23 protein-coding genes and 1 pseudogene are annotated in these 23,343 nt (G+C 54.5%); 8 read left to right on the top strand and 16 right to left on the bottom strand.

Translation table 11 applies throughout. From position 1 onward, the window contains the following. Together V2S86_RS00545 and purL are read right to left on the bottom strand one after the other, a co-directional pair. Entirely contained in the window at positions 1-1,437 is a 1,437-nt protein-coding gene (locus tag V2S86_RS00545) for a sensor histidine kinase (RefSeq protein ID WP_330760795.1), read from the bottom strand. 901 nt (positions 1,438-2,338) lie between these two features. After that, on the bottom strand, positions 2,339-6,229 hold the full coding sequence (purL, locus tag V2S86_RS00540) for a phosphoribosylformylglycinamidine synthase (RefSeq protein ID WP_330760794.1): 3,891 nt from the start codon (positions 6,227-6,229) through the stop codon (positions 2,339-2,341). Between the two features lie 278 nt (positions 6,230-6,507). On the opposite strand from purL, the gene mltF reads away from it, so the two are divergent. Beyond that, positions 6,508-7,968, top strand: a complete 1,461-nt coding sequence (gene mltF, locus V2S86_RS00535) for a membrane-bound lytic murein transglycosylase MltF (protein ID WP_330760793.1) — start codon at positions 6,508-6,510, stop codon at positions 7,966-7,968. On the opposite strand, the gene tadA is transcribed toward mltF, so the two are convergent. Continuing rightward, positions 7,969-8,475: a tRNA adenosine(34) deaminase TadA gene (tadA, locus tag V2S86_RS00530; RefSeq protein ID WP_004952136.1), complete on the bottom strand. Its 507-nt coding sequence runs from the start codon at positions 8,473-8,475 to the stop codon at positions 7,969-7,971. A gap of 183 nt (positions 8,476-8,658) precedes the next feature. On the opposite strand from tadA, the gene V2S86_RS00525 reads away from it, so the two are divergent. After that, a complete protein-coding gene (locus tag V2S86_RS00525; protein ID WP_330760792.1) occupies positions 8,659-9,711 on the top strand; it encodes a DUF2157 domain-containing protein in 1,053 nt (350 codons plus the stop codon). An 83-nt stretch (positions 9,712-9,794) separates the two neighbouring features. On the opposite strand, the gene yfhb is transcribed toward V2S86_RS00525, so the two are convergent. Genes yfhb through murQ form a run of 3 tightly spaced genes read right to left on the bottom strand, consistent with a single transcriptional unit; the run spans position 9,795 to position 12,735 of the window. Continuing rightward, positions 9,795-10,451, bottom strand: a complete 657-nt coding sequence (yfhb, locus tag V2S86_RS00520) for a phosphatidylglycerophosphatase C (RefSeq protein ID WP_065506495.1) — start codon at positions 10,449-10,451, stop codon at positions 9,795-9,797. A gap of 3 nt (positions 10,452-10,454) precedes the next feature. After that, complete coding sequence (locus tag V2S86_RS00515) at positions 10,455-11,822, bottom strand: PTS transporter subunit EIIC (RefSeq protein WP_330760791.1); 1,368 nt, start codon at positions 11,820-11,822, stop codon at positions 10,455-10,457. A 19-nt stretch (positions 11,823-11,841) separates the two neighbouring features. Then, positions 11,842-12,735 carry an N-acetylmuramic acid 6-phosphate etherase gene (gene murQ / locus V2S86_RS00510; protein WP_330760790.1) on the bottom strand — a complete coding sequence of 298 codons (894 nt, stop codon included), beginning with the start codon at positions 12,733-12,735 and terminating at the stop codon, positions 11,842-11,844. Between the two features lie 433 nt (positions 12,736-13,168). On the opposite strand from murQ, the gene V2S86_RS00505 reads away from it, so the two are divergent. The 3 genes from V2S86_RS00505 (at position 13,169) to V2S86_RS00495 (ending at position 14,794) form a co-directional block, all read left to right on the top strand. Continuing rightward, entirely contained in the window at positions 13,169-14,017 is an 849-nt protein-coding gene (locus tag V2S86_RS00505; RefSeq protein ID WP_330760789.1) for a MurR/RpiR family transcriptional regulator, read from the top strand. A gap of 299 nt (positions 14,018-14,316) precedes the next feature. Further along, positions 14,317-14,559 carry a DinI family protein gene (locus tag V2S86_RS00500; RefSeq protein ID WP_330760788.1) on the top strand — a complete coding sequence of 81 codons (243 nt, stop codon included), beginning with the start codon at positions 14,317-14,319 and terminating at the stop codon, positions 14,557-14,559. Beyond that, positions 14,534-14,794: a hypothetical protein gene (locus V2S86_RS00495; RefSeq protein ID WP_330760787.1), complete on the top strand. Its 261-nt coding sequence runs from the start codon at positions 14,534-14,536 to the stop codon at positions 14,792-14,794. Before V2S86_RS00500 ends, V2S86_RS00495 begins: the two co-directional genes overlap by 26 nt. A 28-nt stretch (positions 14,795-14,822) precedes the next feature. On the opposite strand, the gene V2S86_RS00490 is transcribed toward V2S86_RS00495, so the two are convergent. The 5 genes from V2S86_RS00490 to V2S86_RS00470 form a co-directional block, all read right to left on the bottom strand. Further along, positions 14,823-15,191, bottom strand: a complete 369-nt coding sequence (locus V2S86_RS00490) for a phage tail fiber protein (protein WP_330760786.1) — start codon at positions 15,189-15,191, stop codon at positions 14,823-14,825. A 175-nt stretch (positions 15,192-15,366) separates the two neighbouring features. After that, positions 15,367-15,876 carry a hypothetical protein gene (locus V2S86_RS00485; protein ID WP_330760785.1) on the bottom strand — a complete coding sequence of 170 codons (510 nt, stop codon included), beginning with the start codon at positions 15,874-15,876 and terminating at the stop codon, positions 15,367-15,369. Between the two features lie 255 nt (positions 15,877-16,131). After that, positions 16,132-16,935 (bottom strand): hypothetical protein, encoded by an 804-nt coding sequence (locus V2S86_RS00480; RefSeq protein WP_330760784.1) that lies wholly within the window; start codon positions 16,933-16,935, stop codon positions 16,132-16,134. A gap of 6 nt (positions 16,936-16,941) precedes the next feature. Beyond that, positions 16,942-17,181 (bottom strand): hypothetical protein, encoded by a 240-nt coding sequence (locus V2S86_RS00475; protein WP_330760783.1) that lies wholly within the window; start codon positions 17,179-17,181, stop codon positions 16,942-16,944. A gap of 395 nt (positions 17,182-17,576) precedes the next feature. Then, complete coding sequence (locus tag V2S86_RS00470; protein ID WP_330760782.1) at positions 17,577-17,957, bottom strand: hypothetical protein; 381 nt, start codon at positions 17,955-17,957, stop codon at positions 17,577-17,579. A gap of 269 nt (positions 17,958-18,226) precedes the next feature. On the opposite strand from V2S86_RS00470, the gene V2S86_RS00465 reads away from it, so the two are divergent. Both V2S86_RS00465 and V2S86_RS00460 read left to right on the top strand, forming a co-directional pair. Then, the gene (locus tag V2S86_RS00465) at positions 18,227-18,670 is read left to right on the top strand and encodes a hypothetical protein (protein ID WP_330760781.1); all 444 of its coding nucleotides are present in this window, start codon (positions 18,227-18,229) and stop codon (positions 18,668-18,670) included. A 120-nt stretch (positions 18,671-18,790) separates the two neighbouring features. Continuing rightward, a complete protein-coding gene (locus tag V2S86_RS00460) occupies positions 18,791-19,033 on the top strand; it encodes a hypothetical protein (RefSeq protein ID WP_330760780.1) in 243 nt (80 codons plus the stop codon). On the opposite strand, the gene V2S86_RS00455 is transcribed toward V2S86_RS00460, so the two are convergent. Together V2S86_RS00455 and V2S86_RS00450 are read right to left on the bottom strand one after the other, a co-directional pair. Then, positions 19,020-19,934, bottom strand: coding sequence for a hypothetical protein (locus tag V2S86_RS00455; protein WP_330760779.1), 915 nt, complete (start codon positions 19,932-19,934; stop codon positions 19,020-19,022). The two genes, V2S86_RS00460 and V2S86_RS00455, sit on opposite strands and share 14 nt — an antisense overlap. A gap of 221 nt (positions 19,935-20,155) precedes the next feature. Further along, positions 20,156-20,886 (bottom strand): annotated as a pseudogene (locus V2S86_RS00450) (recombinase); the annotation flags it as partial. 215 nt (positions 20,887-21,101) lie between these two features. Here V2S86_RS00450 and V2S86_RS00445 point away from each other — a divergent pair. Beyond that, positions 21,102-21,362, top strand: coding sequence for a YfhL family 4Fe-4S dicluster ferredoxin (locus V2S86_RS00445; RefSeq protein WP_330760778.1), 261 nt, complete (start codon positions 21,102-21,104; stop codon positions 21,360-21,362). A gap of 63 nt (positions 21,363-21,425) precedes the next feature. Here V2S86_RS00445 and acpS read toward each other — a convergent pair whose 3' ends face one another. The 3 genes from acpS to recO all read right to left on the bottom strand — a co-directional run bounded on the left by acpS (position 21,426) and on the right by recO (position 23,341). Further along, positions 21,426-21,806: a holo-ACP synthase gene (acpS, locus tag V2S86_RS00440; protein ID WP_126528613.1), complete on the bottom strand. Its 381-nt coding sequence runs from the start codon at positions 21,804-21,806 to the stop codon at positions 21,426-21,428. Then, positions 21,806-22,537 (bottom strand): pyridoxine 5'-phosphate synthase, encoded by a 732-nt coding sequence (gene pdxJ, locus V2S86_RS00435; protein WP_330760777.1) that lies wholly within the window; start codon positions 22,535-22,537, stop codon positions 21,806-21,808. The genes acpS and pdxJ overlap by 1 nt, the downstream gene beginning before the upstream one ends. Before the next feature lie 72 nt (positions 22,538-22,609). Continuing rightward, the gene (recO, locus tag V2S86_RS00430; RefSeq protein WP_004953582.1) at positions 22,610-23,341 is read right to left on the bottom strand and encodes a DNA repair protein RecO; all 732 of its coding nucleotides are present in this window, start codon (positions 23,339-23,341) and stop codon (positions 22,610-22,612) included. Positions 23,342-23,343: the final 2 nt, after the last annotated feature.

The following is a 23,343-nucleotide window of genomic DNA, read 5'->3' as shown; positions in this document are numbered from 1 at the left end:
TTATTCATTCTCGGCGGTTAATGGCAATTCAATGCGGAAGCAGACGTCTGCGCCGGCGACTTCGACCAGTTGCAACTCTCCGCGCATCCGGCGGATACAATCCTGAGCGATGCTCAACCCCAGACCGCTTCCTTTTACTGCCCCTTTTCGCTGGTGGCTACCCTGGAAAAAAGGCTCGAAAATCATGGTTTGTTCAGCCTCGGGGATTGGCGTGCCGCTGTTGGCGACATCAATCTGCACCCGGTGCCCAACCTGACGGCTGCGGATCCAAATGTTACCGGATTCCTTGCCGTAGTGCACCGCATTGGAGTAGAGATTATCCAGCACGCGCATTAAAAGCGTAGGCTCTGCCCAACAGATTTCCGCATCCAATGTGATCTCGGTGCGGATCATTTTGGCCCTGGCCGGCAAACTGTGCGCGGCGACCACCAACTCAACCATATCGCGCAGCTCGACATTCTCATGCTCCGCCGGGCCATCGGCCAGTTTACGGTTGTAATCCAGCAGTTGCTCGATCAGTTGCTGCAGGTGGCGGCTGCTGCCGTCGAGAATGGTCACGACCTCTTTCTGATCGGAGGTCAGCGGGCCGGCCACTTCGTCGGCCAACAGCTCAGTGCCCTCGCGCATGCTGGCCAACGGCGTCTTCAATTCATGCGAGATATGGCGCAGAAACTCATGCCGCTGCGACTCCAGCCACGCCAGGCGCTCACTCAGCCAGATAATGCGTTGCGCCAACGAACGCAACTCACGCGGGCCTTTAAACGATTCGGCGCTGCCCAGCGCCCGCCCTTCCCCCAGACGGTTGATCATGCGCTCCACCGCTTTCACCGGGCCGATAATCATGCGGGTGAAGAGCACCACCAGCAGCACGCTGACCAGAAACAGCATCAGCGCCTGCCAGCCGAAGAACTGGCCGCGCTCGGCAATCGCCTGCTGCAACTGCTGGCCGCGCGAGAACACCACGGCGCGGGTGGCCTGCACCATCTCGGCGTTGGAACGCGAGAAAGACTCCAGCAGCGTCGATGCCTGTTTGTCCGGCCCGCTGCTCTGGCATTTAATCGCGGCCAGTTGGGTCAGCAGGCTGCGCAACGTTTGATAATAGCGTTCATCCGGCAGGATCGGCGCATGGGCGTCCAACATCTGCGAATACTGTTTACGTTGATTTTGGTACAGCCGCTCCAGGGTGGGATCCACCAGCACGCAATACTGACGATAGCTGCGCTCCATCTCCAGCGCCACGCTGGTCATCGCCTCGCTGCGCCGGGCATCCACCAGCGTGGTGCGGTTGATGTCCGCGGCCTGCGCGCTGAGATGATCCAGGCTTTGATAAGCCTGATAAGCCAGCACCAGCAGCGGCAGCAGCACCAGCAGAAACGCCATCAGTACCAACTGACGCAGCGAGCGGGGGAATAAACGCCATCTTTTCAACGAAATCATCTCATTGTCTCTCATCTGCTTCGATGCTAACCGAGTCACCGGTGAGAGGAAAGCCCGGCGTTCGGCGAAGCGTCAGGAAAATATAGGGAAGCGTACCGTAGGTAGGGAGTTTGCGTTTGGACTTATCGTATATACCCAAAATAATTGGAGTTGCATCAAGGCGACAAGCTTGCAAGTCCCCAGGAGCTTACTCAAGTAAGTGACTGGGGCGCACAAGTGCAGTCAACACAGATGCAGCTTCAAGTATGAGGGGTATTTGACGCTGGGGCAGGACTGCCCCATCGCAAGAAAGTGCGGATGCCCTTGAATCTCGTCCCCAGGGTGATGTAGCACAAGGCTGGCATCGAACAGGACGAATAGCATCCATAAGTATCCGGGATTGATGAACATTCATCACAGTTGGATACAGGCGGTGCCTCACTCCACGTGTCGCCCGATGCTTGATAAAGCCGCTTGCGCGTCTGTTATCGGTTTGGTTGGACGATAGGCACCATTTCTTTGGCATCATTCGGAGGCTTATGAGGCAAATTTTCCGTTTAAATACGGGGCCATCATAAAAAGTTGAATGAGCAACTGGAGAGAATAATGCACTTAGCATGCCAACTTTTCAACATATTTATTAACACATTGAATTTATTTATAAATAAATAAAAACGCAACCCATACACTCAAATTGCCTCGCCGCGAAGCGTTGAAAAAACAACCGCACTGTCGTCAAAAACCGACAACTTAAGCCAATTAATTATTCACCATTACAAATCAATGAGTTAAGTGTCTCTTTTTAGAGACACGAAAAAGGTACCCTGTCGCAAAATGCAGACAGCTGCAAACCGGTACCCGCACAATAAGTAAAAAGGGGCGCAATCTCTTGCGCCCCTTTTCGTCACCGCCTGATAACCGCTTAACCCAGTTGCTTGCGGGCGTTGCGGAACATGCGCATCCACGGGCTGTCTTCGCCCCACTCTTCCGGGTGCCATGAGTTGCTCACGGTACGGAATACACGTTCCGGATGCGGCATCATCACCGTCGCGCGGCCGTTGCTGCTGGTCACTGCGGTGATGCCGTTTGGCGAACCGTTAGGGTTGGCTGGATAGGTTTCCGTTACCTGACCGGCATTGTCCACAAAGCGCAACGCCACCAGGCCATTGCTTTCCAGCGCCGCCAGGTGCGCAGCATCGCGCACTTCAACGTGCCCTTCACCGTGGGATACGGCAATCGGCATGCGTGAACCGGTCATGCCCTGCATGAACAACGACGGGCTGGCCGCCACTTCCACCAGGCTGAAACGCGCTTCAAAACGATCCGACAGGTTGCGTACGAAACGCGGCCAGTGTTCGGCACCGGGGATCAGATCGCGCAGGTTCGACATCATCTGGCAACCGTTGCACACACCCAATGCCAGGGTCTGCGGACGGTGGAAGAAGGATTCGAATTCGTCACGAACGCGGTCGTTGAACAGAATCGACTTCGCCCAGCCTTCACCGGCCCCCAGTACGTCGCCGTAAGAGAAACCGCCACAGGCAACCAGCGTATGGAAGTCTTGCAGATCGCGACGCCCTTCCAGCAGATCGCTCATGTGAACGTCTACCGCATCGAAGCCGGCGCGGTGGAACGCGGCAGCCATCTCAACGTGGGAGTTCACGCCCTGCTCGCGCAGCACCGCCACTTTAGGGCGTGCGCCCTTGGCGATGTAAGGCGCGGCAATGTCTTCTTCCGGCGCAAAGGTCAGCTTGACGTTCAGCCCTGGGTCGCGCTCGTCCTGCTTGGCCTGGTGCTCCTGATCGGCGCATTCCGGGTTATCGCGCAGGCGTTGCATCTGCCAGGTCGTTTCCGCCCACCAGGTGCGCAAGGTCGCGCGGCTTTGGCTGTACAGCGCCTTGTCGCCTTGAGTAATGACAAAGCGATCGCCGGCTTGCACGCTGCCGATGTGATGCACATTGTCCGTCAGGCCGTGTTGAGCAAAGACCTGCTGCACAGCTTCAAGCCGGTCGGCCGTGACCTGAATCACCGCGCCCAACTCTTCGTTGAACAGCGCTGCCAGCGCATCGTCGCCCAGCCCTTGGATATCCACGTTCACGCCGCAGTGACCGGCAAACGCCATTTCCGCCAGCGTAACCAGCAGACCACCGTCGGAACGGTCGTGGTAAGCCAACAGCGCGCGATCGGCCACCAGTTGCTGCATCGCGTTGAAGAAGCCCGCCAGTTGTTCTACGTTGCGCACATCGGCCGGCTTGTCGCCCAGTTGGCGGTAAACCTGCGCCAGTGCGGTAGCGCCCAGCGCGTTATGGCCATTGCCCAGGTCAATCAGCAACAGCGCACTGTCGCCCTTATCGGTACGCAGCTGCGGCGTCACCGTGTGGCGAACGTCTTCCACGCGAGCAAAGCCGGTGATCACCAGCGACAGCGGCGACGTCATTTCGCGCTGCTCTTCGCCTTCCTGCCAGCGGGTTTTCATCGACATTGAGTCTTTGCCCACCGGAATGGTGATGCCCAGCGCCGGGCAAAGCTCTTCGCCCACCGCTTTCACCGCTGCATACAGGCCGGCGTCTTCACCCGGGTGACCCGCTGCCGCCATCCAGTTTGCGGAAAGCTTCACGCGCTTGAGCGAACCGATTTCGGTCGCTGCCAGGTTGGTCAGCGCTTCCCCTACCGCCAGGCGGCCGGAGGCGGCGAAGTCCAGCAAGGCAACCGGCGCACGTTCGCCGATCGACATCGCTTCACCATAGTAACTGTCCAGGCTGGCGGTGGTCACCGCGCAGTCGGCTACCGGGATCTGCCACGGGCCAACCATCTGGTCACGCGCCACCATACCGGTTACGGTGCGGTCGCCGATAGTGATCAGGAAGGTTTTTTCTGCCACAGCCGGCAAATGCAGAACGCGTTTTACCGCATCCTCCAGGGTGATGTTCGCACGTTGGATCGGCTCGCCCTTGACCTGCAGACTGGTCACGTCACGCGTCATTTTCGGCGTTTTGCCCAGCAGCACGTCCAGCGGCATGTCGATCGGTTGATTGTCGAAATGGCTGTCGTTCAGCGTCAAATGCAGCTCTTCGGTGGCTTCGCCGATCACCGCATAAGGCGCGCGTTCACGGCGGCAAATTTCGTCAAACTGCGCCATCTGCGCCGGCGCAATCGCCATCACATAGCGTTCCTGCGATTCGTTGCACCACACTTCCAGCGGGCTCATGCCCGGCTCGTCGTTAAGGATATCGCGCAGTTCGAAACGGCCGCCGCGGCCGCCGTCGCTGACCAGTTCCGGCATAGCGTTAGACAGGCCGCCGGCACCGACATCGTGGATAAACAGAATCGGGTTTTGTTCCCCCAGTTGCCAACAGCGGTCGATCACTTCCTGACAACGGCGTTCCATTTCCGGGTTGTCGCGCTGCACCGAGGCGAAGTCCAGATCGGCATCGGACTGACCGGACGCCATGGAAGAAGCCGCACCGCCACCCAGACCGATATTCATCGCCGGGCCGCCCAGCACCACCAGCTTGGCGCCCACGGTAATTTCGCCTTTCTGCACGTGATCGGCGCGGATGTTGCCGATACCGCCCGCCAGCATGATCGGCTTGTGGTAGCCGCGAAGTTCGACGCCGTTGTGGCTGTTGACCTGCTCTTCATAGGTACGGAAGTAACCTACCAGCGCAGGACGACCGAATTCGTTGTTGAACGCCGCACCGCCCAATGGGCCGTCGGTCATGATATCCAGTGCGGTAACGATGCGATCCGGTTTGCCGAAGTCCTGCTCCCACGGCTGTTCGAAGCCGGGAATACGCAGGTTGGAAACCGAGAAGCCCACCAGACCGGCCTTGGGCTTGGCACCGCGGCCGGTGGCGCCTTCGTCGCGGATCTCGCCGCCGGAACCGGTAGCGGCACCCGGCCATGGGGAGATCGCCGTCGGGTGGTTATGGGTTTCCACCTTCATCAGGATATGCGCATCTTCCTGATGGTAGTCATACTGGCCGTTTTCCGGTGCGGCGAAGAAACGGCCGACCTGAGAACCTTCCATGACCGCCGCGTTGTCTTTATAAGCAGACAGAACGTAATCCGGCGTCTGCTCGAAGGTATTTTTGATCATTTTGAACAGCGACTTCGGTTGCTGTTCGCCGTCGATGATCCAGTCGGCGTTGAAAATCTTGTGGCGGCAGTGCTCGGAGTTGGCCTGCGCGAACATATAGAGTTCGATATCCGTCGGGTTGCGCCCCAGACCGGTAAAGGCATTCAGCAGATAGTCGATTTCATCCTGCGCCAGCGCCAGCCCCAGTTTGAGGTTGGCCTGTTCCAGCGCGCTGCGCCCTTCGCCCAGCACATCGACCGTCTGGTACGGCGCCGGCTGATGCTGAGCAAACAGTTGTTCTGCCTGCTGCAGTTCGCTGAATACCGTTTCCATCATGCGATCGTGCAGCAATGCGGCAAGCTGTTGCCACTGCGCTTCGGTCAGCGTCGGTGCCTTGACGTAAAACGCCAGGCCGCGCTCCAGCCGCACCACCTGCTTCAAACCGCAGTTGTGGGCGATATCGCTGGCTTTGGAAGACCAGGGTGAAATGGTACCCGGACGCGGCGTCACCAACAGCAGGCGGCCTTCAGGGGCATGTTCGGCGAGAGAGGGGCCGTACTTGAGCAGGCGCGTGAGCTTGCCATGTTCTTCGGCACTCAGCGGTGCGCTAACATCGGCAAAGTGGACGTATTCGGCGTAGATATCACTGACCGGAAGTTGAGCGTCCTGACAGCGGGACAGCAGTTTGGTAATGCGAAAAGCCGACAAAGCGGGCGAACCACGCAGTATTTCCATAATCAAAGTTCTCTCGTCTTCGAAGCAACTGACTTCAGCACTTCTTTGGGCGCAACAGGGGAAAACGCGCGCCATTATAGAGAATCTGCGCCGCCGACGAAACCGTTTGCGCAGCTATTATTGATAAAAGCTGTCGCCCCCCTCGAATTGTCATAACGTGTCAATAAAGTTGCACGCTGGCGTTTTGTTGCGCAAAATGCTCCCGCACTGGTGATTTAACCATAAGAAAAGCCTGACTCCCGGTCACCGGAGCACCCGTACCACCACTGGATAACTATTTGAAACGCCTAAAAATAAACTACATTCTCATCGGTGTTGTTACCTTGCTTCTGGCGCTCGCCCTGTGGCCCAATATTGCCTGGCGCGGTGGTCAGGGCGGGCAGCTCGAAGAGATCAAATCCCGTGGCGAGCTACGTATCAGTACGCTGAACACGCCGCTAACCTATTTCACCACCAAACAGGGGCCGGGTGGGCTCGATTACGAGCTGGCGAAACGCTTCGCCACTTACCTGGGCGTGAAGCTGGTGGTGATCCCGCACAACAATATCAATGACCTGTTCGACGATCTGGACGATGACGACGCCGACCTGCTGGCCGCCGGCCTGATCTACAACCGGGATCGCCTCAGCCGCGCACGCACCGGCCCGGCCTATTATTCCGTCTCCCAGCAGTTGGTCTATCGCCTGGGCACCCCACGGCCAAAAACCTTTGCCGATATTAAAGGCAAGCTGGCGGTCGCCTCCGGTTCCGCGCATGTCAGCACGCTGAAACAGCTTAAGCAAAGTAAATTCCCGGACCTCAGTTGGGAAGCCTCCAGCGATCTGACCTCAAAAGAGCTGCTGGAGCAGGTGGCCGACGGCAAACTGGACTATACCCTCGGCGACTCCGTGACCATCGCCCTGCTGCAGCGCATCCATCCGCAGCTGGCGGTCGCGTTCGACGTTACCGATGAAGAGCCGGTCACCTGGTATCTGAAGCGCGGCAACGACGACAGCCTGTATGCGGCGATGCTGGATTTCTATAGCCAGATGGTAGACGACGGCACGCTGGCGCGGCTGGAGGAGAAGTATCTCGGCCACGTCGGCAGTTTCGATTACGTCGATACCAGAACCTTCCTGTCGGCCATCGACTCGGTGCTGCCAACCTTCCGCTCGCTGTTTGAAAAGTACGCCAATGAGATCGACTGGAAATTGCTGGCGGCCATCGCCTATCAGGAATCGCACTGGAACCCGCAGGCAACCTCCCCCACCGGCGTACGCGGCCTGATGATGCTGACGCGGGCCACCGCCGACGGCCTGGGGGTCAACGATCGTCTGGATCCCGAGGAAAGCATTCAGGGCGGCGCACTTTACCTGCAGAGGTTAATGGCCAAGGTGCCCGACAGCGTGCCGGAAGACGAACGCATCTGGTTCTCGCTGGCGGCGTACAACATGGGCTGGGGCCATATGCTCGACGCCCGCAAGCTGACCAAAATGCAAAAAGGCAACCCGGACAGCTGGGTGGACGTCAAACAGCGCCTGCCGATGCTCAGCCAAAAACGTTATTACCCGCAGTTGACCTACGGCTATGCGCGCGGGCGCGAAGCCTATAACTACGTGGAAAACATTCGCCGCTATCAGGTCAGCCTGGTCGGCTATCTGCAAGAAAAAGAGAGGAAGGCGGCGCAGGAAGCGGCCGAACGGGAAGCGCTGGGGAAAGGCTATCCGGTCGTTATGCCGGAACTGGCGCTTAACCACTAATTACTCCGGCTTATCCGCCGCACGCTGCGCCAGCTTAAGCGCTTTTTTCTGCTCGCGGCGCAGGCGGAAAAAGTTGCTCAGCGTCGCGGCGCATTCGTCCGCCAGCACGCCTGAAGCGATCTCCACCTGATGGTTCATGCCGGGATGGCGCAAAATATCCACCAGCGACCCTGCCGCACCGGTTTTCACATCGGCCGCGCCGTACACCAGCCGACGAATGCGGCTGTGCACCATTGCGCCGGCGCACATCACGCACGGTTCCAGGGTGACATACAACGTGGCATTCAACAGGCGATAGTTCTGTAACACCGCGCCGCCCTGCCGCAATGCCATGATCTCCGCATGCGCGGTAGGATCGTGGCGGCCAATCGGCCGGTTCCAGCCTTCGCCAATCACCTGATTGTCCAGCACCAGCAGCGCACCCACCGGCACCTCGCCTTCTTCCTGAGCACGCTGGGCAAGCAGCAACGCCTGGCGCATCCAGTATTCATCGTTATATTCAGTCATCGCATAATTCCTCGTGCGCTTTTGCGGCGGGCATTATACACAGTAGGTGCGCTGCATGCTGCGCCCGCGTTAACCGGGGTGAATATATTCGCCCCTGCCGGCCGGGGACGGCGTCGAACGCTGCGGCTTGAAAGGCGACGGGTATATACTCAACGAATAGCGATGTTATCAGGGATAAGAAACATGAAATTCAGCAAGAAGAACGCCGCCGTGGTACGCAAAGCCCTGAACGGCTGGGTCGGCGAGGGGGCGCTGACGGCGCAACAGCAAGAACAGTTGTTGCAGCATGTGGAAGTGCAGCCTTTCGACTGGCGGCGGCTCGCGCGTTATGCGTTTCTCGCCGCGCTGGCCTCGCTGGTCATTGCCATCACCAGCCTGTTCGCCGACAGCGATCTGTTGGACTGGCTGAGCGGATTGTTCCGCTTCGATGCGCCGGTTCGCATGGCAATGGCCGGCGTGTTGGCGGCGCTGGCCTATGTCTGGGCCTTGCGCCGTCGTCGCCGTCATCCGGAAAAACGCTACGGTAATGAGGCCGCGCTGTTCATTGCCGTGCTCTTCACCGCCTGCGCGCTGTGGCAAATGGGCGTCTGGCTGGACAACGGCAGTGGCCGGGTTTCATTGCTGCTGATGTTCGCCGCGCTGCTTTACGGCCTGATTGGCTGGTTCAGCCGCTCCGGGCTGGTGTGGTGGTTTGCCCTGCTGTCACTCGGCAACGCCTTCGGTGCCGAAACCGGTTACCTGTCCGGCTGGGGCGCTTACTGGCTGGGTATGAGCTTCCCGATTCGCTTTATCGCCTTCGGCGCAGTCCTGATCGCCGCAGCATTGCTGCTGCAACCGCTGCTGGCCCGGCGTAGGCTGGAGCGGGTTTCGCTGGCGATGGGGCTGCTGTATTTATTTATCGCCCTGTGGCTGCTGTCGATCTTCGGCAATTACGGCGATCTGGACAGCTGGTACAGCGTACGCCAGATCGAACTGTTCCACTGGAGCCTGCTGTTCGGCATCGCCGCCGCCGTGGTCATCTGGCTGGGGCTGAAACGCGATGACGCCATGCTGCGCGGATTCGGTCTGACCTTCCTGTGCATCAACCTTTATACCCGCTTCTTCGAGTTTTTCTGGGACAGCATGCCCAAGGCGATTTTCTTTGTGGTGCTCGGCCTGAGCCTGTGGGCATTGGGGCATTATGCAGAGAAGATATGGCAATTGGGACGCAAACCGCACGAGCAGACCGACGATTAAGGCGTATGGCCGCCGCCTTTCACGCTGCAATTGGAAAACCAGAGGGGATATAAACGGCAAAGGGCGGAAATCCGCCCCTTTGCTTACTCCAACTGCTGCAACTCACCCAGCTTGCTGACCCGCCAGCGGTGCTCGCAGAAGTACAGCAGCGGGTTGTCTTGTTTACTGTCACTGTAACCGCTGTACAGCCTGAGCGGCGCGCCGAGACGCTGTTCCAGTTGCATCACTTTCTGGACGCCGAGACACCGCATAGCCAGCACCCAGCCGCCATGACGCCGCACAATGCGGCTGCCGACCAGGCGTACCCGCGCCAGGAAAGCGGAGTCCCGATAAACCTGCTCAACCAGCCGCTCCGGTGAACCGGTGATCAGCCACACCTGGGCATCGTGCACATCGAGGTATTGACGCAGGCGCATTTGCACCACCGGAAACGCGGTCACCTTGTCGCGGAAATAACTGACGAACTGCAGTTCCAGCGCCTTTAACCTGGCCTCCGAACGGCCAAAGGTGATCGACCACAACAGGACGCTCATCGGCCAGCGCGCAGCGCGCCCCATCAGCAGCATCGCCAGCCCGACCACCGGCAGCAGCGGCACCACCAACAGCAGATTCAGCGGCAGGTGGCGCAGCAAAAAACGCAAGAAACTGCCAAACATGTCTTCCTGATGCAACGTACCGTCCAGATCAAAGAACACCACGCGGCGGCCTTCCACGGCCTCCTGGCTCTGCTTCTCGCTCAAACGTTACTCCTCAGGATCGTTGAATCCCATTATCCAGGTGAACATAAATCCAGCCACAATCGTAATCACCATACCGGCCAGATACAACATCACCTTACCCGAGACAATGGTCAGCGCCAAAGGTAAACCCGAAATACCGAAGGTAATCACCGTCGCCACCTTCCAGTAACTGATCAAAGCGCCCCCCACCGCGCCGCCGAGGCAGGCGGCAATAAAAGGCTTGCCCAGCGGCAGGGTCACACCGAAAATCAGCGGCTCGCCAATGCCGAGAATACCGACCGGCAGCGCCCCTTTGATCACCTTTTTCAGGCGCGCATTGCGAGTTTTCATTAATACTGCCAGTGCAGCACCCACTTGCCCCACTCCCGCCATCGCCAGGATCGGCAGCAGCGGGTTGGAGCCGTGCGCCTGCACCAACTCGACATGTATAGGTACCAATCCCTGATGCAGACCGGACAGCACCAGCGGCAGGAACAGCCCGGACAGCACCGCGCCCACCAGCAATCCGCCTTTGTCGATCGCCAGATTGGCGCCGTGGGCGATAGCGTCCGAGATATAGCCGCCGAGCGGTTGCAAAATCACAATCGCCAGCGACGCGGTGACCAGCGTGGTCAACAGTGGATTGAGGATAAGCTCGATCGACTCCGGCAGCAGGTTGCGCAGACGTTTTTCCACCCAACACATCAGCGCCACCACCAGCAGAACGGCAATCACCCCACCGCGCCCCGGCTGCAACGCCTCGCCGAACAGCGTAATCTGCGCCAGCGCCGGGCTGGAGAGAATGCCGGCCATCACGCCGCCCATCGCCTGCGAACCACCAAATACCCGGGCGGCATTAACCCCCACCAGAATGTTCATGATGGCGAATACCGCGCTGCCGAAAATCGCCAGCAGCCCGAGCACGTTCGGGTAGTTTACCGCCAACTCACCGGCGATGTCGGGCCGCTTCAGCAGGTTAATGATGCCGGTAATCAGGCCAGAGGCAATGAATGCCGGTATCAAGGGGATAAAGATATCGGCCAGTTTTTTCAACGCCCCGCTCATCGGCGCTGCATATTTTTGCTTGGCCTGCGCCTTGGTGCGGGCGATATCATCACGCCCGACCGCCACAGCGGGAGCGCCGTTGAGCAGCGTACGCATGGCGTCAACCACCTTGGCGGCGGCACCCGGACCAACAATAAACTGATGCTGATCGCCCTGCTTGATATAACCCTTAATACCCGTTAACTGCTTGAGCGCCGGTAAATCAAGGCGCTGTTCGTCACGGACCTCGACGCGAACCCGCGTCATGCAGTTCTCCAGCCTGAGGATATTCCCCTCGCCGCCAATCCCCGTCAGAATCTGTGTTGCCAGTGCCGCTGTCTTGTCCATCGCCCGCCCCAAGTGTGGTTTAACGCGTTAACGCCGCGCGCAAATAGCCATCGTGCTGCTGCAAGCGGCATTGCGCTTCTTCAGCGTCAATACCGGCCAGAATCATCAGAATCGCCGGTTTGACTTCAAAACCGGTCTGCGTCAGCGCTGCCTCCGCCTGGCCGCGTTCGGCACCGGTGGCTTCCACGACGATGCGGCAGGCGCGATCCACCAGTTTTACGTTGGTAGCCTTCACGTCCACCATCAGGTTTTGATAAACCTTGCCCAGTTTGACCATCGCGCCGGTCGACAGCATATTCAGCACCAATTTTTGCGCGGTGCCTGATTTCATGCGCGTCGAGCCGGTCAGCGCCTCTGGCCCCACCACCGGTGAAATCGCCACCTGCGCTTCATGGGCGATAGGCGAATCCGGATTACAGGAAATCGCCGCCGTCGGGCAACCCAACTGACGCGCATAGCGCAGAGCACCGATCACATAAGGGGTCCGCCCGGATGCCGCCAGCCCCACTACCATGTCGGTGGCCGTCAGCGACAGCGCTTTCAAATCGGCCTCTCCCAAGGCGGCATCATCTTCTGCCCCCTCCACAGCCTTCAACAACGCGCCTGGGCCACCGGCAATCAGCCCAACGACCCTGCCGTGCGGCACGCCGAAGGTGGGCGGGCATTCGGAGGCGTCAAGCACGCCAAGACGGCCGCTGGTCCCCGCCCCCAGATAAATCAACCGGCCACCGGCCTTCAGCGCCGTCGCCGCCAGATCCACCGCCTCTGCGATGGCCGGCAGCACCTTTTCAATCGCCTCCGGTACCTTGCGGTCTTCCCGGTTAAAGCAGCTCACCATTTCCAGCGTCGACATTTCGTCCAACCCCATGGTGGCTGGGTTACGGGTTTCAGATACCAATGCGCCTAGGTTCATTTGTTTACCTTTGAATTTTTAATTCCAAACATAAAAACATTATTTGAATATTTTATTCATTAAAGCGAGCACTATTTGCTATTTTAAAGACCCGCTCACAAAAAATTTTCACTGCGCGTTTTCGCCACCGGCGTGGCAGAATACCCGCGGGTTTCCAGGGAAATAGAGGTTGCGCCCCATAGTTGCACGCGAGCACCGCTGGCGGTCATGTGAGCGCGCAACCAGGCACGAGTCGTGAGGTTGGTGGGCCAAATAAGCGGCTCGTAACACCGATGCGCGTTCAAATGGCCCCAGCCCTTCGGGTCGCGCCCCAAAAGCCCGCACTCTGTGTTGTCGGGTTTAAACATAGGTCAGCTATGCTTTGCACCCTCCGCCTTGATTACGGACTTTTGGGTCTGCGACGCTGCCACGATCAATTATGGGACACAACCTTATGAGTACCCTTCTTCGCATTCGTCAGATGTATCCGACGCTGGCTCAAAACGACCGCAAACTGGCGGATTTCCTGCTGCATAACGCCGAGCAGGCACGCCATCTCAGCTCGCAAAAGCTGGCCCAGTTGGCCGGGATCAGTCAGTCGAGCGTGGTGAAATTTGCTCAGAAGATGGGTTACAAAGGCTTCCCTGCATTGAAGCTGGCGCTGAGCGAAACCCTGGCCCAACCGCAAGCTGAACCGGCGGTCACCGTGCATAACCGGATCCTCAGCAGCGATGCGCTGAAAACGGTCGGCGAAAAGCTGTTGGTAGAAAAGCAGGCCGCACTGCGCGCGACGCTGGATATCAATAGCGAAGAGCGTCTGCATCAGGCGCTGGACATGTTGCGTCAGGCGCGAAGGATCATTTTGGTGGGGATCGGCGCTTCCGGGTTGGTCGCCAAGGATTTCTCCTACAAGCTGCTGAAAATTGGCGTGATGGCGATAGCAGAGCCGGATATGCACGTCCAACTGGCGGCGGTCCAGGCGCTGGATAAGCGGGATTTGCTGCTGGCAATCTCATTCAGTGGAGAACGGCGGGAAATCAACCTGGCGGCGGAAGAAGCTCGCCTGGCCGGCGCCAAGGTGCTGGCATTAACCAGTTTCTCGCCAAACGGGCTGCAGCAACGCGCCGACCACTGCCTGTATACCATCGCTGAGGAACCCGACACCCGCAGCGCCGCCATTTCCTCCAGCACCGCCCAGTTCGCCCTCACCGACCTGCTGTTTATGGCCTTGATTCAGCATGATCTCGATCATGCCCGGGACCGCATCAAACACAGCGAACAGTTAGTGAAAAAACTGGTTTAGACGTTATAATCCGCGCTGCGCAAAATACCCCTATTAATGATAAGAGATAAACCATGGCCCTGCTAATCACACGCAAATGCATCAACTGCGATATGTGCGAGCATTGATATTTTTACATTGTTAATCAGCGTGTTATTTATTAGTTTTATTAATTGCGTTGCTGAGTTTTATCCTCACTTTTCCCATTCCGCACCACCAGTAACACAAATCTTTCCAATTTCAGCATGCCGCTACTTGATCAAATGCCAGATCAGAGCTGATAATACTGGCTATATATACAGCATAAATTGAGGCGTGAAATGTTTGTAGAACTGGTTTTTGATAAACGTAATGTTAATGGCTTGCCTGACGCGGCAGAGATTATCAAAGCAGAATTGACTAAGCGAGTGCATCGGATTTTCCCCGATGCCGATGTGAGAGTGAAGCCAATGCAGGCGAACGGCCTTAACTCCGACGCAAACAAAAGCGACAGAGAAAAGCTGAATCGGATGTTGGAAGAGATGTTCGAAGAAGCCGATGAGTGGCTTGTCACTGATATCTGATGGGCAGCCTCAGAATAAATGGACGGCAGATTTTCCTTCTGACAGAAAACGATCGCTACCCTTCACCAACTATCAACAGCCCCCCATGTTCGCTTTGCGCGAAGACGAGGAAGGCAAGTTTTGGGTCTATTTTCTGCATAAGGGGCGCTGGCCTCTCATATCAGAAACCCCCTTCAAAACACAAGGTGAAGCCGTTGAGATCGCGATGGCATACGACTACTACAAGCTTTTTTAAATAGCCGGCGTTCAATCCGGCTTTAAATTCATGGTTCTTTCTGCTCATCTGGGATTGGCTCTTCAACAACTTCCAGCACAGGCATTTCAAGCCGCAAGTCAATCCAGCGACCGGCTGGAATATCCATCGGATCACCGGCCAAAATTGCGGCTGTATCGATGTCAAAGCGGCGTTTGCTGACCTTCACATAGATTGTGCCATCCTTACCGGTGCTGGTTTCCACAAAGCACAGGCGGTTTCCGTTCACATCTTGGGGCACCTCAATATTCCAGCCTTCCTCAGCGAAGCCCAACGAACCGGTGACCTTGTAGACCTCGATAGAAATCGGCACATCACCGCGCCACCAGCTCGCAAACATTTCACTGAATTCCGTCCAGCCATGCGGATTGTTTGGCATTCTCATATCCTCCCCCTGCCGGGGCTGTGCCCGATCGTCGGGTGGTAGAAACGAAAAAAGCCGAGCGTTAGCTCAGCTTCTGAATTTTTTGCCTTTCAATTTTCGCCGCAGGTGTCGACGGTATTGTTTCTTTAAATTGAAAGTCTAACTACACCTGATCTTTATTGAGATTCTTTCAGTCCCATAGGCTTACCGATTCTTTTGGCTGCTTTTTCCCAAATCCATTGCCACCTATAGATTCAAGTATTCTTTCCTTAATGAACTCGCATAACTCTGAGTATTTCTCATCTGAATCAATTGGAGAGAAAGCATTCAAACCTTCAATATCTACTTCAAGATCATCACCAACGAGTGAGATTGTAATGCGAGTACTTTCATGCTGGGGTTTGTTGGGGTCATCATCTGTAATTGTAAACAAAACAAACCTGGCACCGGCACTGGAGTCTACCGTCAGTTCTTCAGGTTTGGCATGATTCCCATCTCCAGTACGCGGCTCTAAATCCTGAAGGAAGACATATGGATAAGCCTTACCTGCTGAGTCTTTCCAGGTGTCATTCGGAAGCTGTAGGGAATCGACATAGAGACTAACTAGCTTTCCTGCACATTCTCTCACTCGCTGTGTGTATGCTTTACGATCTTCTTTTCGGGCTTTACGCCTTTCTTTGAAATCATTGAATGTAATCATTATTCCGTCTCCCAGACAAAGTTAGCCAGACCTTATAATACCTCAATCCCCATCTTAAGAGTTAGCGGCAACACTATCTAGACCTTAGGGAGAGCTTGACTCCATCGCTATACAAACATTAAGGCGAAGCCCCATCCACCAGATACCGACACAACCCCTCAGTTGGGGCATCGGGTTAAATTCGAATGAGGCTTCGCTTTAGTTTTTCCATAAAAAACCCGCTCAAGGCGGGCTTTACTGCATAATTTATCAGAACTAGGCTGCTTCAGTCTCAACCCCACCTTCCAGCTCTTTCTTCTGTTTAATTATTTCTTGGAAAGTTTCATAAGTATCGACGTTAAACAAAGAAAATGACTCAATCTGATCAAACGGAAGCACGTGACGAAACTGGTAAACAGAAAGAGGTTCGGAGGTGAGGGTGATGCCCTGGCTTTGATAGTGGTCTACGTAATTGTGTTCTACGCAATATGTCAGTGTATCTTTGTGGCGGTACCCTGACATGAACGGGATGAGCACCAAAGTATTGGTATCAAGCTGATTAAACCGAGCCTCATCTATCATGCCTACATATACCTTCCTGGACTTCAAAGTGACCAGAAGCAGTAACCCTCTCTCGATTGACTCCAAAAGGATGTTTTCTATTGCGCTATGGGCTGCAATCTCGCGGAATATCTCGACTCTTTTTTGCGGGTCTTTAAAATTCTTGGTCGCTTGCGATGCCTGCCCAATACTCATAATCACGGTACACCCCAAACTTAGGGTAGAGAACATACTCAACCCAAAAAAGCGGGTGCTCCATAGATCTTTTGCAAATGTAAACTTCTCGTATGGGACGCCTAGATAAGCAAGCAGATTCAATGCAATCATTGCAGAAAACATGAGTATAACGATGAGGCAGGCCAACAAAATGCCGCTGATTAGAAATTCACCACCTTTGAGAGCAACATCAAAGTAAGCATTCCAACCAACGGCTTTATTTTGTTTATACCTAGATGGTAAATGGCATTTTGTGTAGTGATAACCGCAAACTAGAACAATAACGATGAGCGCTGCCCACATTGAAGATTACCTTGTCTTCTTGTCGGTCTTAACGGTGCTCAATCCAGCGATATTGTTCGCAAAAGCTTTTTGCACTTCTGCATTATTGCGGTTAAGGACGACCGAACCATTGCTGTCGATGAAGAACTTATCATCATAAGCCTTTTTCGGTGTGTTGTCACAGCTTGAGGTGACGTCCGCGATTTTTTTGAGGATCTTCTCTGGAGAGATGATCGCACGAGCAACAAGAGTAAACAATCTAGTCATACCATCCTCCTATCTTTCGTTTATAAGAACTTGTCGACTACCGGAAATGCTTTCGTCGACATACCGTAAAGCCATTGTAGTAGCCCGGGCGGCAATTAAGCAAGATTAAGTTGCTCATCTTAGCGTCTTGTTCACCGCATTTACATTCCGTTTAAGCGGAGATATCTGCACTTTCGCAGCACATTACCATTAAGGTAATGCACATAGTCGACATGTTCGGTGCATTATCGAGCGTTGTTGTGTGGAATACAGGTAAGAAAGTAACTTTCGTGCGCAACATTTTTGCGTAAAAAAACCCGCTCATAGACGGGTCATTCTGTTGCATCGCTTGATGGCACAGCTTCGCGAAAATATACCTGTATTATGATTATGCACTTTCATTGGCTACTATCACATTATTTTTTGTAATTCTTTGCATTTTCGATGTAGATAACCTCACAAACAGCGAAGAAGACAGCAGAGTTGAATATTTCAATGCACCAGCGCACCCTATCATCCACCTGATCGCGGGTCAGCCAAAGAGCGTAATGATTTTGCATATAACGCCCAAGTACCGACACGGTGTCGTTGCCGCCCGTGTAGAACAACTTGCCTATCACATAGACCGGATTGTCATGCTTCATCGACGCCAGAACCGCTTTTTCCATGGAGTCGTATTCCTCCCCGGCATCAGCAGCCACCAGCATTGATTCCAGAAAGCGTTGAGGCCAGAGGATGGTGGCTGCCTTCTTCAACTGCTCTTCATCGCGATAGCCGAGGGTGCGCAAGTCCGCCATTATTTCACGATACGGGCCGCACTTTCATTGTCCCACTGCTCAGGCATGATTTGCCCTCAAACACCGCTGCCGCCGCTGCACTTCAACTTCCCATAGGTATGCCAGCTGATACATGGCTGAGCGACGTAATCACCCACAAACCCCGAGAGAGACCGATCTGTGACGTTCTTTAGGGAAATAAGTGTTTTTACGAAGCGTTCGCTTGAACGCTTTACTAAAAGCACTATAAGTTATGGGGTATAAAAATCAGACAATGAAAGGAGTCATCATTGAAAAGTCCAATGACCTACACAGCATTGAGAGTTAAAAAGTTTGGTGCCGTCCCCGTAGTTGAATTGCTTTGCGTTGACACCAAAAGTAAACAAGAAACCAAATGCCTATTTCTCCAGGCTAGTGCTAGTAAACCAGTAATACTTGGAGCTGAGCTTTTCCACCCACTAATGAGGGCTGAGTTGACCGCTGTTGCTGAGGAGGCACTTAGGGTCGGGATTGGTAAAGATCAAATTGAAGATCAGCAGCGCATAGCAGAAATGGAAAGCAGCAGGAAAAGACAAGCCAGTAGGGCCAAGCAATTCAAAGAAACAATTGAAGGCTGGGCGGAAGAGATATCCTCACTTAACGTGGACGTCCGAAACGGGCTTGATACACCAACAATAAGAACCAGGCTATCCACCGTCGCCAAAAGCATGCACGACTTCAATCCGAAAAAGTAAAATACGAATCCAAAAAAACCTCGCAATCGCGGTTTTTTTATTGCCTGAAATTCGTGGATTTACCCTGCCGCTGCTAACACAGGGCTGTAGGCATAAAACCATTAACTAGAGGTTGATACGATGAACTTTAAACTGGGGTTTCACCCATCAAGTATTACCTCGGCCCCAGAATCACAGGATAAAAAACACCTGATCATCTGCGATGAGGATGACTACTTTTTGGGACACCCGATGTTTGACGAAGCCGGAGACTTCATTTGTTTCATTGTGGATAGCATTGGAAATTCAGGCTACCCATTCCATCAACAAGATTTTAAAGCGTGGGCATCCATGCCCGATGCTGGCGGCGTTATAGAGAGTTAATGAACGTCTCGTATAGCTCTAAATCTTTTCGGCTAACTGTATCCATTGGATACATTTTCTCATACAGCGGGTAAAGATTTTTGTGGGTCAAAAACTCAATAGCGAGCGATTTTAACGTATTGGCTCGCGCAATCCTGGTATCAAGTACTGCCACCCTTCGACCAACGTTACCTATCTGTTTTGGGGTGGCTTTATCTAAATCAAGATGTTGCAAGGCAACTAAAACATGCTCTATTTCTTCATGATATAATTTAGCCATGTCATTTGCAGAAAGCATGACTTCGGTGTTTTTTATCTGGCCAATTACAATATCTTCAAGTTTATATTTTTTCTCTCCGCTCTTAAGTTCCTCCTCAGTGAGTTCGCTCTTGGATTTCTCAACCCACTCAGGCTTGGTAACTTTAGTGCGTTGATTTGCAGCCATACTCATCAACTCCATTGATGAAAAACGACCAACAACAAGCGGATCTCTTAGCTGTGATATTTTTTCTGCAAGCTTAAGTATTCCATTAGCGCCAACAGTTAAGGCTGCAGCCTGATTCCAGTAATCAAAGACACGATCTTTGCGGGAAGCAACTGCCTCTTTATAAATCTCTGCATCAACTTCTTTTTCAAGCTGTTTTACGAGAACATCAAATTTTTCTTCAAACTTTCTTGAACCGCACATATGACCAATAGAAGCCTCACAATTATCTTCTGTGATAACAATCGCTCCCATTTTGTGGGTGCGATGGCAGCTACTAATTCCACATTTTCTCGGAGGCTCATTTTTATAATACCCAACCAAAGTTTTAAGTTTTTTATCTTTAAGGTTGAGGTCCTTAATAAAGTTGGGCCTTGAGTAGACTTGCTCCCAATCATCAAGCTTTATCAGAACACCGCCTTCTTTGATGTAAAGCATGCTTATCCCTTCTTGGATTGTGGAGATCAGATACTACCACAGCATACAGTTCAACATACAACCCCACTGTATGCATACCCAGCACATTATCCAGCAGGCAAAGACCAAAAATCATGAAAACCATCTTAACCAACCGCTGCCGCCGTAGGGCTCGCAGGGAAATGCGCACCATACGTGTTGCCGCTATTCGCAAGTTCGGCCATAGCGACGTTTCAAGCGAACCACAGTTCCTCGATCGACTCTATATCGATATACAGCCGGGTTGGCGTCGGCTTTTGGACACGCAACGAGATATAGTCGCTGGGTAGGCTTGCGGCGACATTGCGACCATTACAATAACGAGGTGCGCTAAACTTCCAGAAACGCCTCAGTTCTGCCGAAAGTTCAAGTGCCTGGTTATTGGACCTAGTTTCAATCCATAGGTCGAGAACCTCCAGCAGGCGGTTGTATGTTATATCGCTGAAAACTTCACGCTCACCAAATGCGGCGGCAATTTGCTTTGTCCTGGTACAGTAAGTTTTAAAGCTATCTTCACCAAGCTTTTGACGATCAACCTTAGCCTGTAAGTCCCCTTCATACTCTTTGATCGCCTGTTGAACTGACTCCGCTTTCAAGCCATGATCGCAATATCCTTCGCTTTCTCCCTAGCAATCTGCATAGCCATTTCTGGCCACTCCCCCAGCTTTTTACCCTTCAATCCCATCTTCTTTGGGAACTCAGCATAGAACGTAACCTTTCCTGCTTTACTGAAATCTATACGGAGATAGTTATCCTTTTCGTACTTCGAGCGCCGAGCCTGCCCTACGTGCGCTAAAATGATTTTGGCAGCAGTAACACAGATTCTTATGTGTGAGCTTGCGTATGGTGGTTTGCAGTCCTCCCAACGCGCAGATGTGGCTAAGAACTCATCATTATTGGGGTTATCCTGCATCTGTGTTACAGTGCGCGGCATTGATATTTCCTTGTATCAGAGGCCACCAGCTTGAAGCTCACACATGAGGTTATATCTGGAGGCTAAAAAAGGCATGTGTTGCCATTCTGTGTTGCTGAACATGGTTTTTCAATGTTTGAAACACTGTATAAATATACACATAGTGCGGAATCGTGCGCAATAGGAAATGCAGGTAACTGCATGATTTAAATAGAATAAAAGCGTAAGTGATTGATATGGCGTTACTAATTACAAAGCGGTGCATCAACTGCGATATGTGCGAGCCGGAATGTCCGAATCAGGCCATTTCGATGGGGGAGGATATCTACCGGATCGATAGCGATCGCTGCACCGAATGCGTTGGCCATTACGATATTCCAACCTGCCAGCAGGTATGCCCGATCGATAACACCATTGTCGTTAATCCACAGCACCGGGAAAGCAACGAACAGCTGTGGGACAAGTTTGTGGTGCTGCATCACGCCGATCGACTGTAACCGCTACCTTCCGATCGACAAGGGCACCAACAGGCGCCCTTTTGTTTTACGGCCGATACCGCGTTACCCTTCGATAATGACCGTTGCACAGGCGTAACGGCGTTCATCCGCCAGCGAGACGTGGATGGAAGTAACGCCCATCTCCTGGGCCAACTCGGCGGCGCGCGCGTGCAGACGAATGTTCGGCTTGCCGAGACCGTCATTGAAGACTTCAAACTGATTAAATGCCAGCCCGTTGCGGATACCGGTACCGAAAGCCTTGGCGGCCGCTTCTTTCACCGCGAAGCGCTTGGCGAGAAAGCGGACCGGCTGCTGATGCTGCTGATACACCTCCCACTCGGCCGCGCTCAGCACGCGGCGTGCCAGGCGATCGCCGCTGCGCTCCACCACGGCTTCGATGCGCGCCATTTCAACGATGTCGGTACCCAGCCCCAGTACGGCCATTAGCGACGCGCTTCCCGCATCAGCAATTTCATGTCGGCAACTGCCGCCGGCAATCCACCCATGACTGCCTGGCCGATAATGGCATGCCCGATATTCAGCTCATACATCTCTGGCAGCGCAGCTATCGGCTGGACGTTATGGTAAGTCAGGCCATGACCGGCGTTGACCTTCAGCCCCTTGCCTGCGGCATAGGTAGCCGCGACCGCAATACGGTGCAGCTCGGCCTTCACCGCCAGTTCGCCTTCGGCTTCGGCATAGGCACCGGTATGGATTTCAATATAGGGAGCGCCAACCGCCACCGCCGCATCAATCTGGCGATGATCCGGGTCGATAAACAGCGAAACCAAAATGCCGGCCTGTGTCAAACGCTCAACCGCCACGGCCATTTTGTCCTGTTGCCCAGCAACGTCCAACCCACCCTCGGTGGTGACTTCTTCGCGTTTTTCCGGCACCAGGCAGCAAAACTGCGGTTTCACTTCAATGGCGATATCCAACATTTCGTCGGTCACGGCCATTTCAAGATTCATGCGCGTCTGGATAGTTTGACGCAGAATACGCACGTCGCGATCGGTGATGTGGCGGCGATCTTCACGCAGGTGGACGGTAATGCCGTCAGCACCTGCCTGTTCGGCGATAAATGCCGCCTGAACCGGATCCGGATATTGGGTTCCGCGCGCGTTACGTAACGTGGCGATGTGATCGATATTAACGCCCAGCAGCAAATCAGCCATGACAACCTCTAAAAAACAATTTTCAGTGTCAGCAGTTTACACGCGGGCGCAGGGCCGCAAAAGGGGAAAAGGTCAGGCGTCGTCGACCGGCGTATCCGGCTGCTTGCGGACGAACTGACGAAACAGTTCGCGGCTCTTCAGCGGCTTGCCGCCAAGATAGGGTTTGAGCGCCATGCGGGTAAAGCGTTTGGCGGCGCGCAAGGTTTGCGCATCGGGGAATTGACGCTCCGCCAGCGCGCGCAGCTCGCGGCCGGTAAAGCTGTAATGATCGACCACCAGGCTGGCGATAAAGCCCTTTTCCTCGCGGTAACGGTAGGTCATGCCATCGTCCACCGGCTGGCCGCTGCCGGCGCAGTGCAGGAAATCGAGGCCGTAGCCCAGGTGATTCAGCAATGCCAGCTCAAACTGACGAAGCGCCTGCTCCGGGGAAATATCTTCCGCCGCCAGTGCCTGCAAACATTGCAGATAGTCGAAGAATAATACCGAGTAGTTGGCTTCCTGCTCCAGTACACGCGACAGCAGTTCGTTCACGTACAGGCCGCTGTACAGCATCATGCCGCTGAGGGGTAAACCGAGGGAGACCGCTTCGGCGTTACGCAGCGTTTTCACTTCGCCACGGCCGCCCCAGCGCACCAGCAGGGGAGTAAAGGGTTGCAGGCACCCCTTCAGGTTGGAGCGGCGGCTGCGCGCGCCTTTTGCCAGCAAGCGCACCCGCCCATGACCTTCCGTGAACATGTCCAGCATCAGGCTGGTTTCACTGTACGGTCGCCCATGCAGGACGAAAGCGCGCTCCCAGCCGTCCATTG

The sequence above is a fragment of the Serratia sp. C2(1) genome (genome assembly GCF_036352655.1).
Lineage (GTDB): Bacteria > Pseudomonadota > Gammaproteobacteria > Enterobacterales > Enterobacteriaceae > Serratia > Serratia inhibens.
Note: the sequence above shows the minus strand (reverse complement) of the source record. Positions and strands in the feature narration are given on the sequence as shown.

Coding starts and splice junctions, on each gene's coding strand:
- V2S86_RS00545 (WP_330760795.1), bottom strand. CDS start 1,437: ATGATTTCGTTGAAAAGATGGCGTTTATTCCCCCGCTCGCTGCGTCAG.
- purL (WP_330760794.1), bottom strand. CDS start 6,229: ATGGAAATACTGCGTGGTTCGCCCGCTTTGTCGGCTTTTCGCATTACC.
- tadA (WP_004952136.1), bottom strand. CDS start 8,475: ATGACTGAATATAACGATGAATACTGGATGCGCCAGGCGTTGCTGCTT.
- V2S86_RS00525 (WP_330760792.1), top strand. CDS start 8,659: ATGAAATTCAGCAAGAAGAACGCCGCCGTGGTACGCAAAGCCCTGAAC.
- V2S86_RS00515 (WP_330760791.1), bottom strand. CDS start 11,822: ATGGACAAGACAGCGGCACTGGCAACACAGATTCTGACGGGGATTGGC.
- murQ (WP_330760790.1), bottom strand. CDS start 12,735: ATGAACCTAGGCGCATTGGTATCTGAAACCCGTAACCCAGCCACCATG.
- V2S86_RS00505 (WP_330760789.1), top strand. CDS start 13,169: ATGAGTACCCTTCTTCGCATTCGTCAGATGTATCCGACGCTGGCTCAA.
- V2S86_RS00500 (WP_330760788.1), top strand. CDS start 14,317: ATGTTTGTAGAACTGGTTTTTGATAAACGTAATGTTAATGGCTTGCCT.
- V2S86_RS00495 (WP_330760787.1), top strand. CDS start 14,534: ATGAGTGGCTTGTCACTGATATCTGATGGGCAGCCTCAGAATAAATGG.
- V2S86_RS00490 (WP_330760786.1), bottom strand. CDS start 15,191: ATGCCAAACAATCCGCATGGCTGGACGGAATTCAGTGAAATGTTTGCG.
- V2S86_RS00485 (WP_330760785.1), bottom strand. CDS start 15,876: ATGATTACATTCAATGATTTCAAAGAAAGGCGTAAAGCCCGAAAAGAA.
- V2S86_RS00480 (WP_330760784.1), bottom strand. CDS start 16,935: ATGTGGGCAGCGCTCATCGTTATTGTTCTAGTTTGCGGTTATCACTAC.
- V2S86_RS00475 (WP_330760783.1), bottom strand. CDS start 17,181: ATGACTAGATTGTTTACTCTTGTTGCTCGTGCGATCATCTCTCCAGAG.
- V2S86_RS00470 (WP_330760782.1), bottom strand. CDS start 17,957: ATGGCGGACTTGCGCACCCTCGGCTATCGCGATGAAGAGCAGTTGAAG.
- V2S86_RS00460 (WP_330760780.1), top strand. CDS start 18,791: ATGAACTTTAAACTGGGGTTTCACCCATCAAGTATTACCTCGGCCCCA.
- V2S86_RS00455 (WP_330760779.1), bottom strand. CDS start 19,934: ATGCTTTACATCAAAGAAGGCGGTGTTCTGATAAAGCTTGATGATTGG.
- V2S86_RS00445 (WP_330760778.1), top strand. CDS start 21,102: ATGGCGTTACTAATTACAAAGCGGTGCATCAACTGCGATATGTGCGAG.
- acpS (WP_126528613.1), bottom strand. CDS start 21,806: ATGGCCGTACTGGGGCTGGGTACCGACATCGTTGAAATGGCGCGCATC.
- pdxJ (WP_330760777.1), bottom strand. CDS start 22,537: ATGGCTGATTTGCTGCTGGGCGTTAATATCGATCACATCGCCACGTTA.
- recO (WP_004953582.1), bottom strand. CDS start 23,341: ATGGACGGCTGGGAGCGCGCTTTCGTCCTGCATGGGCGACCGTACAGT.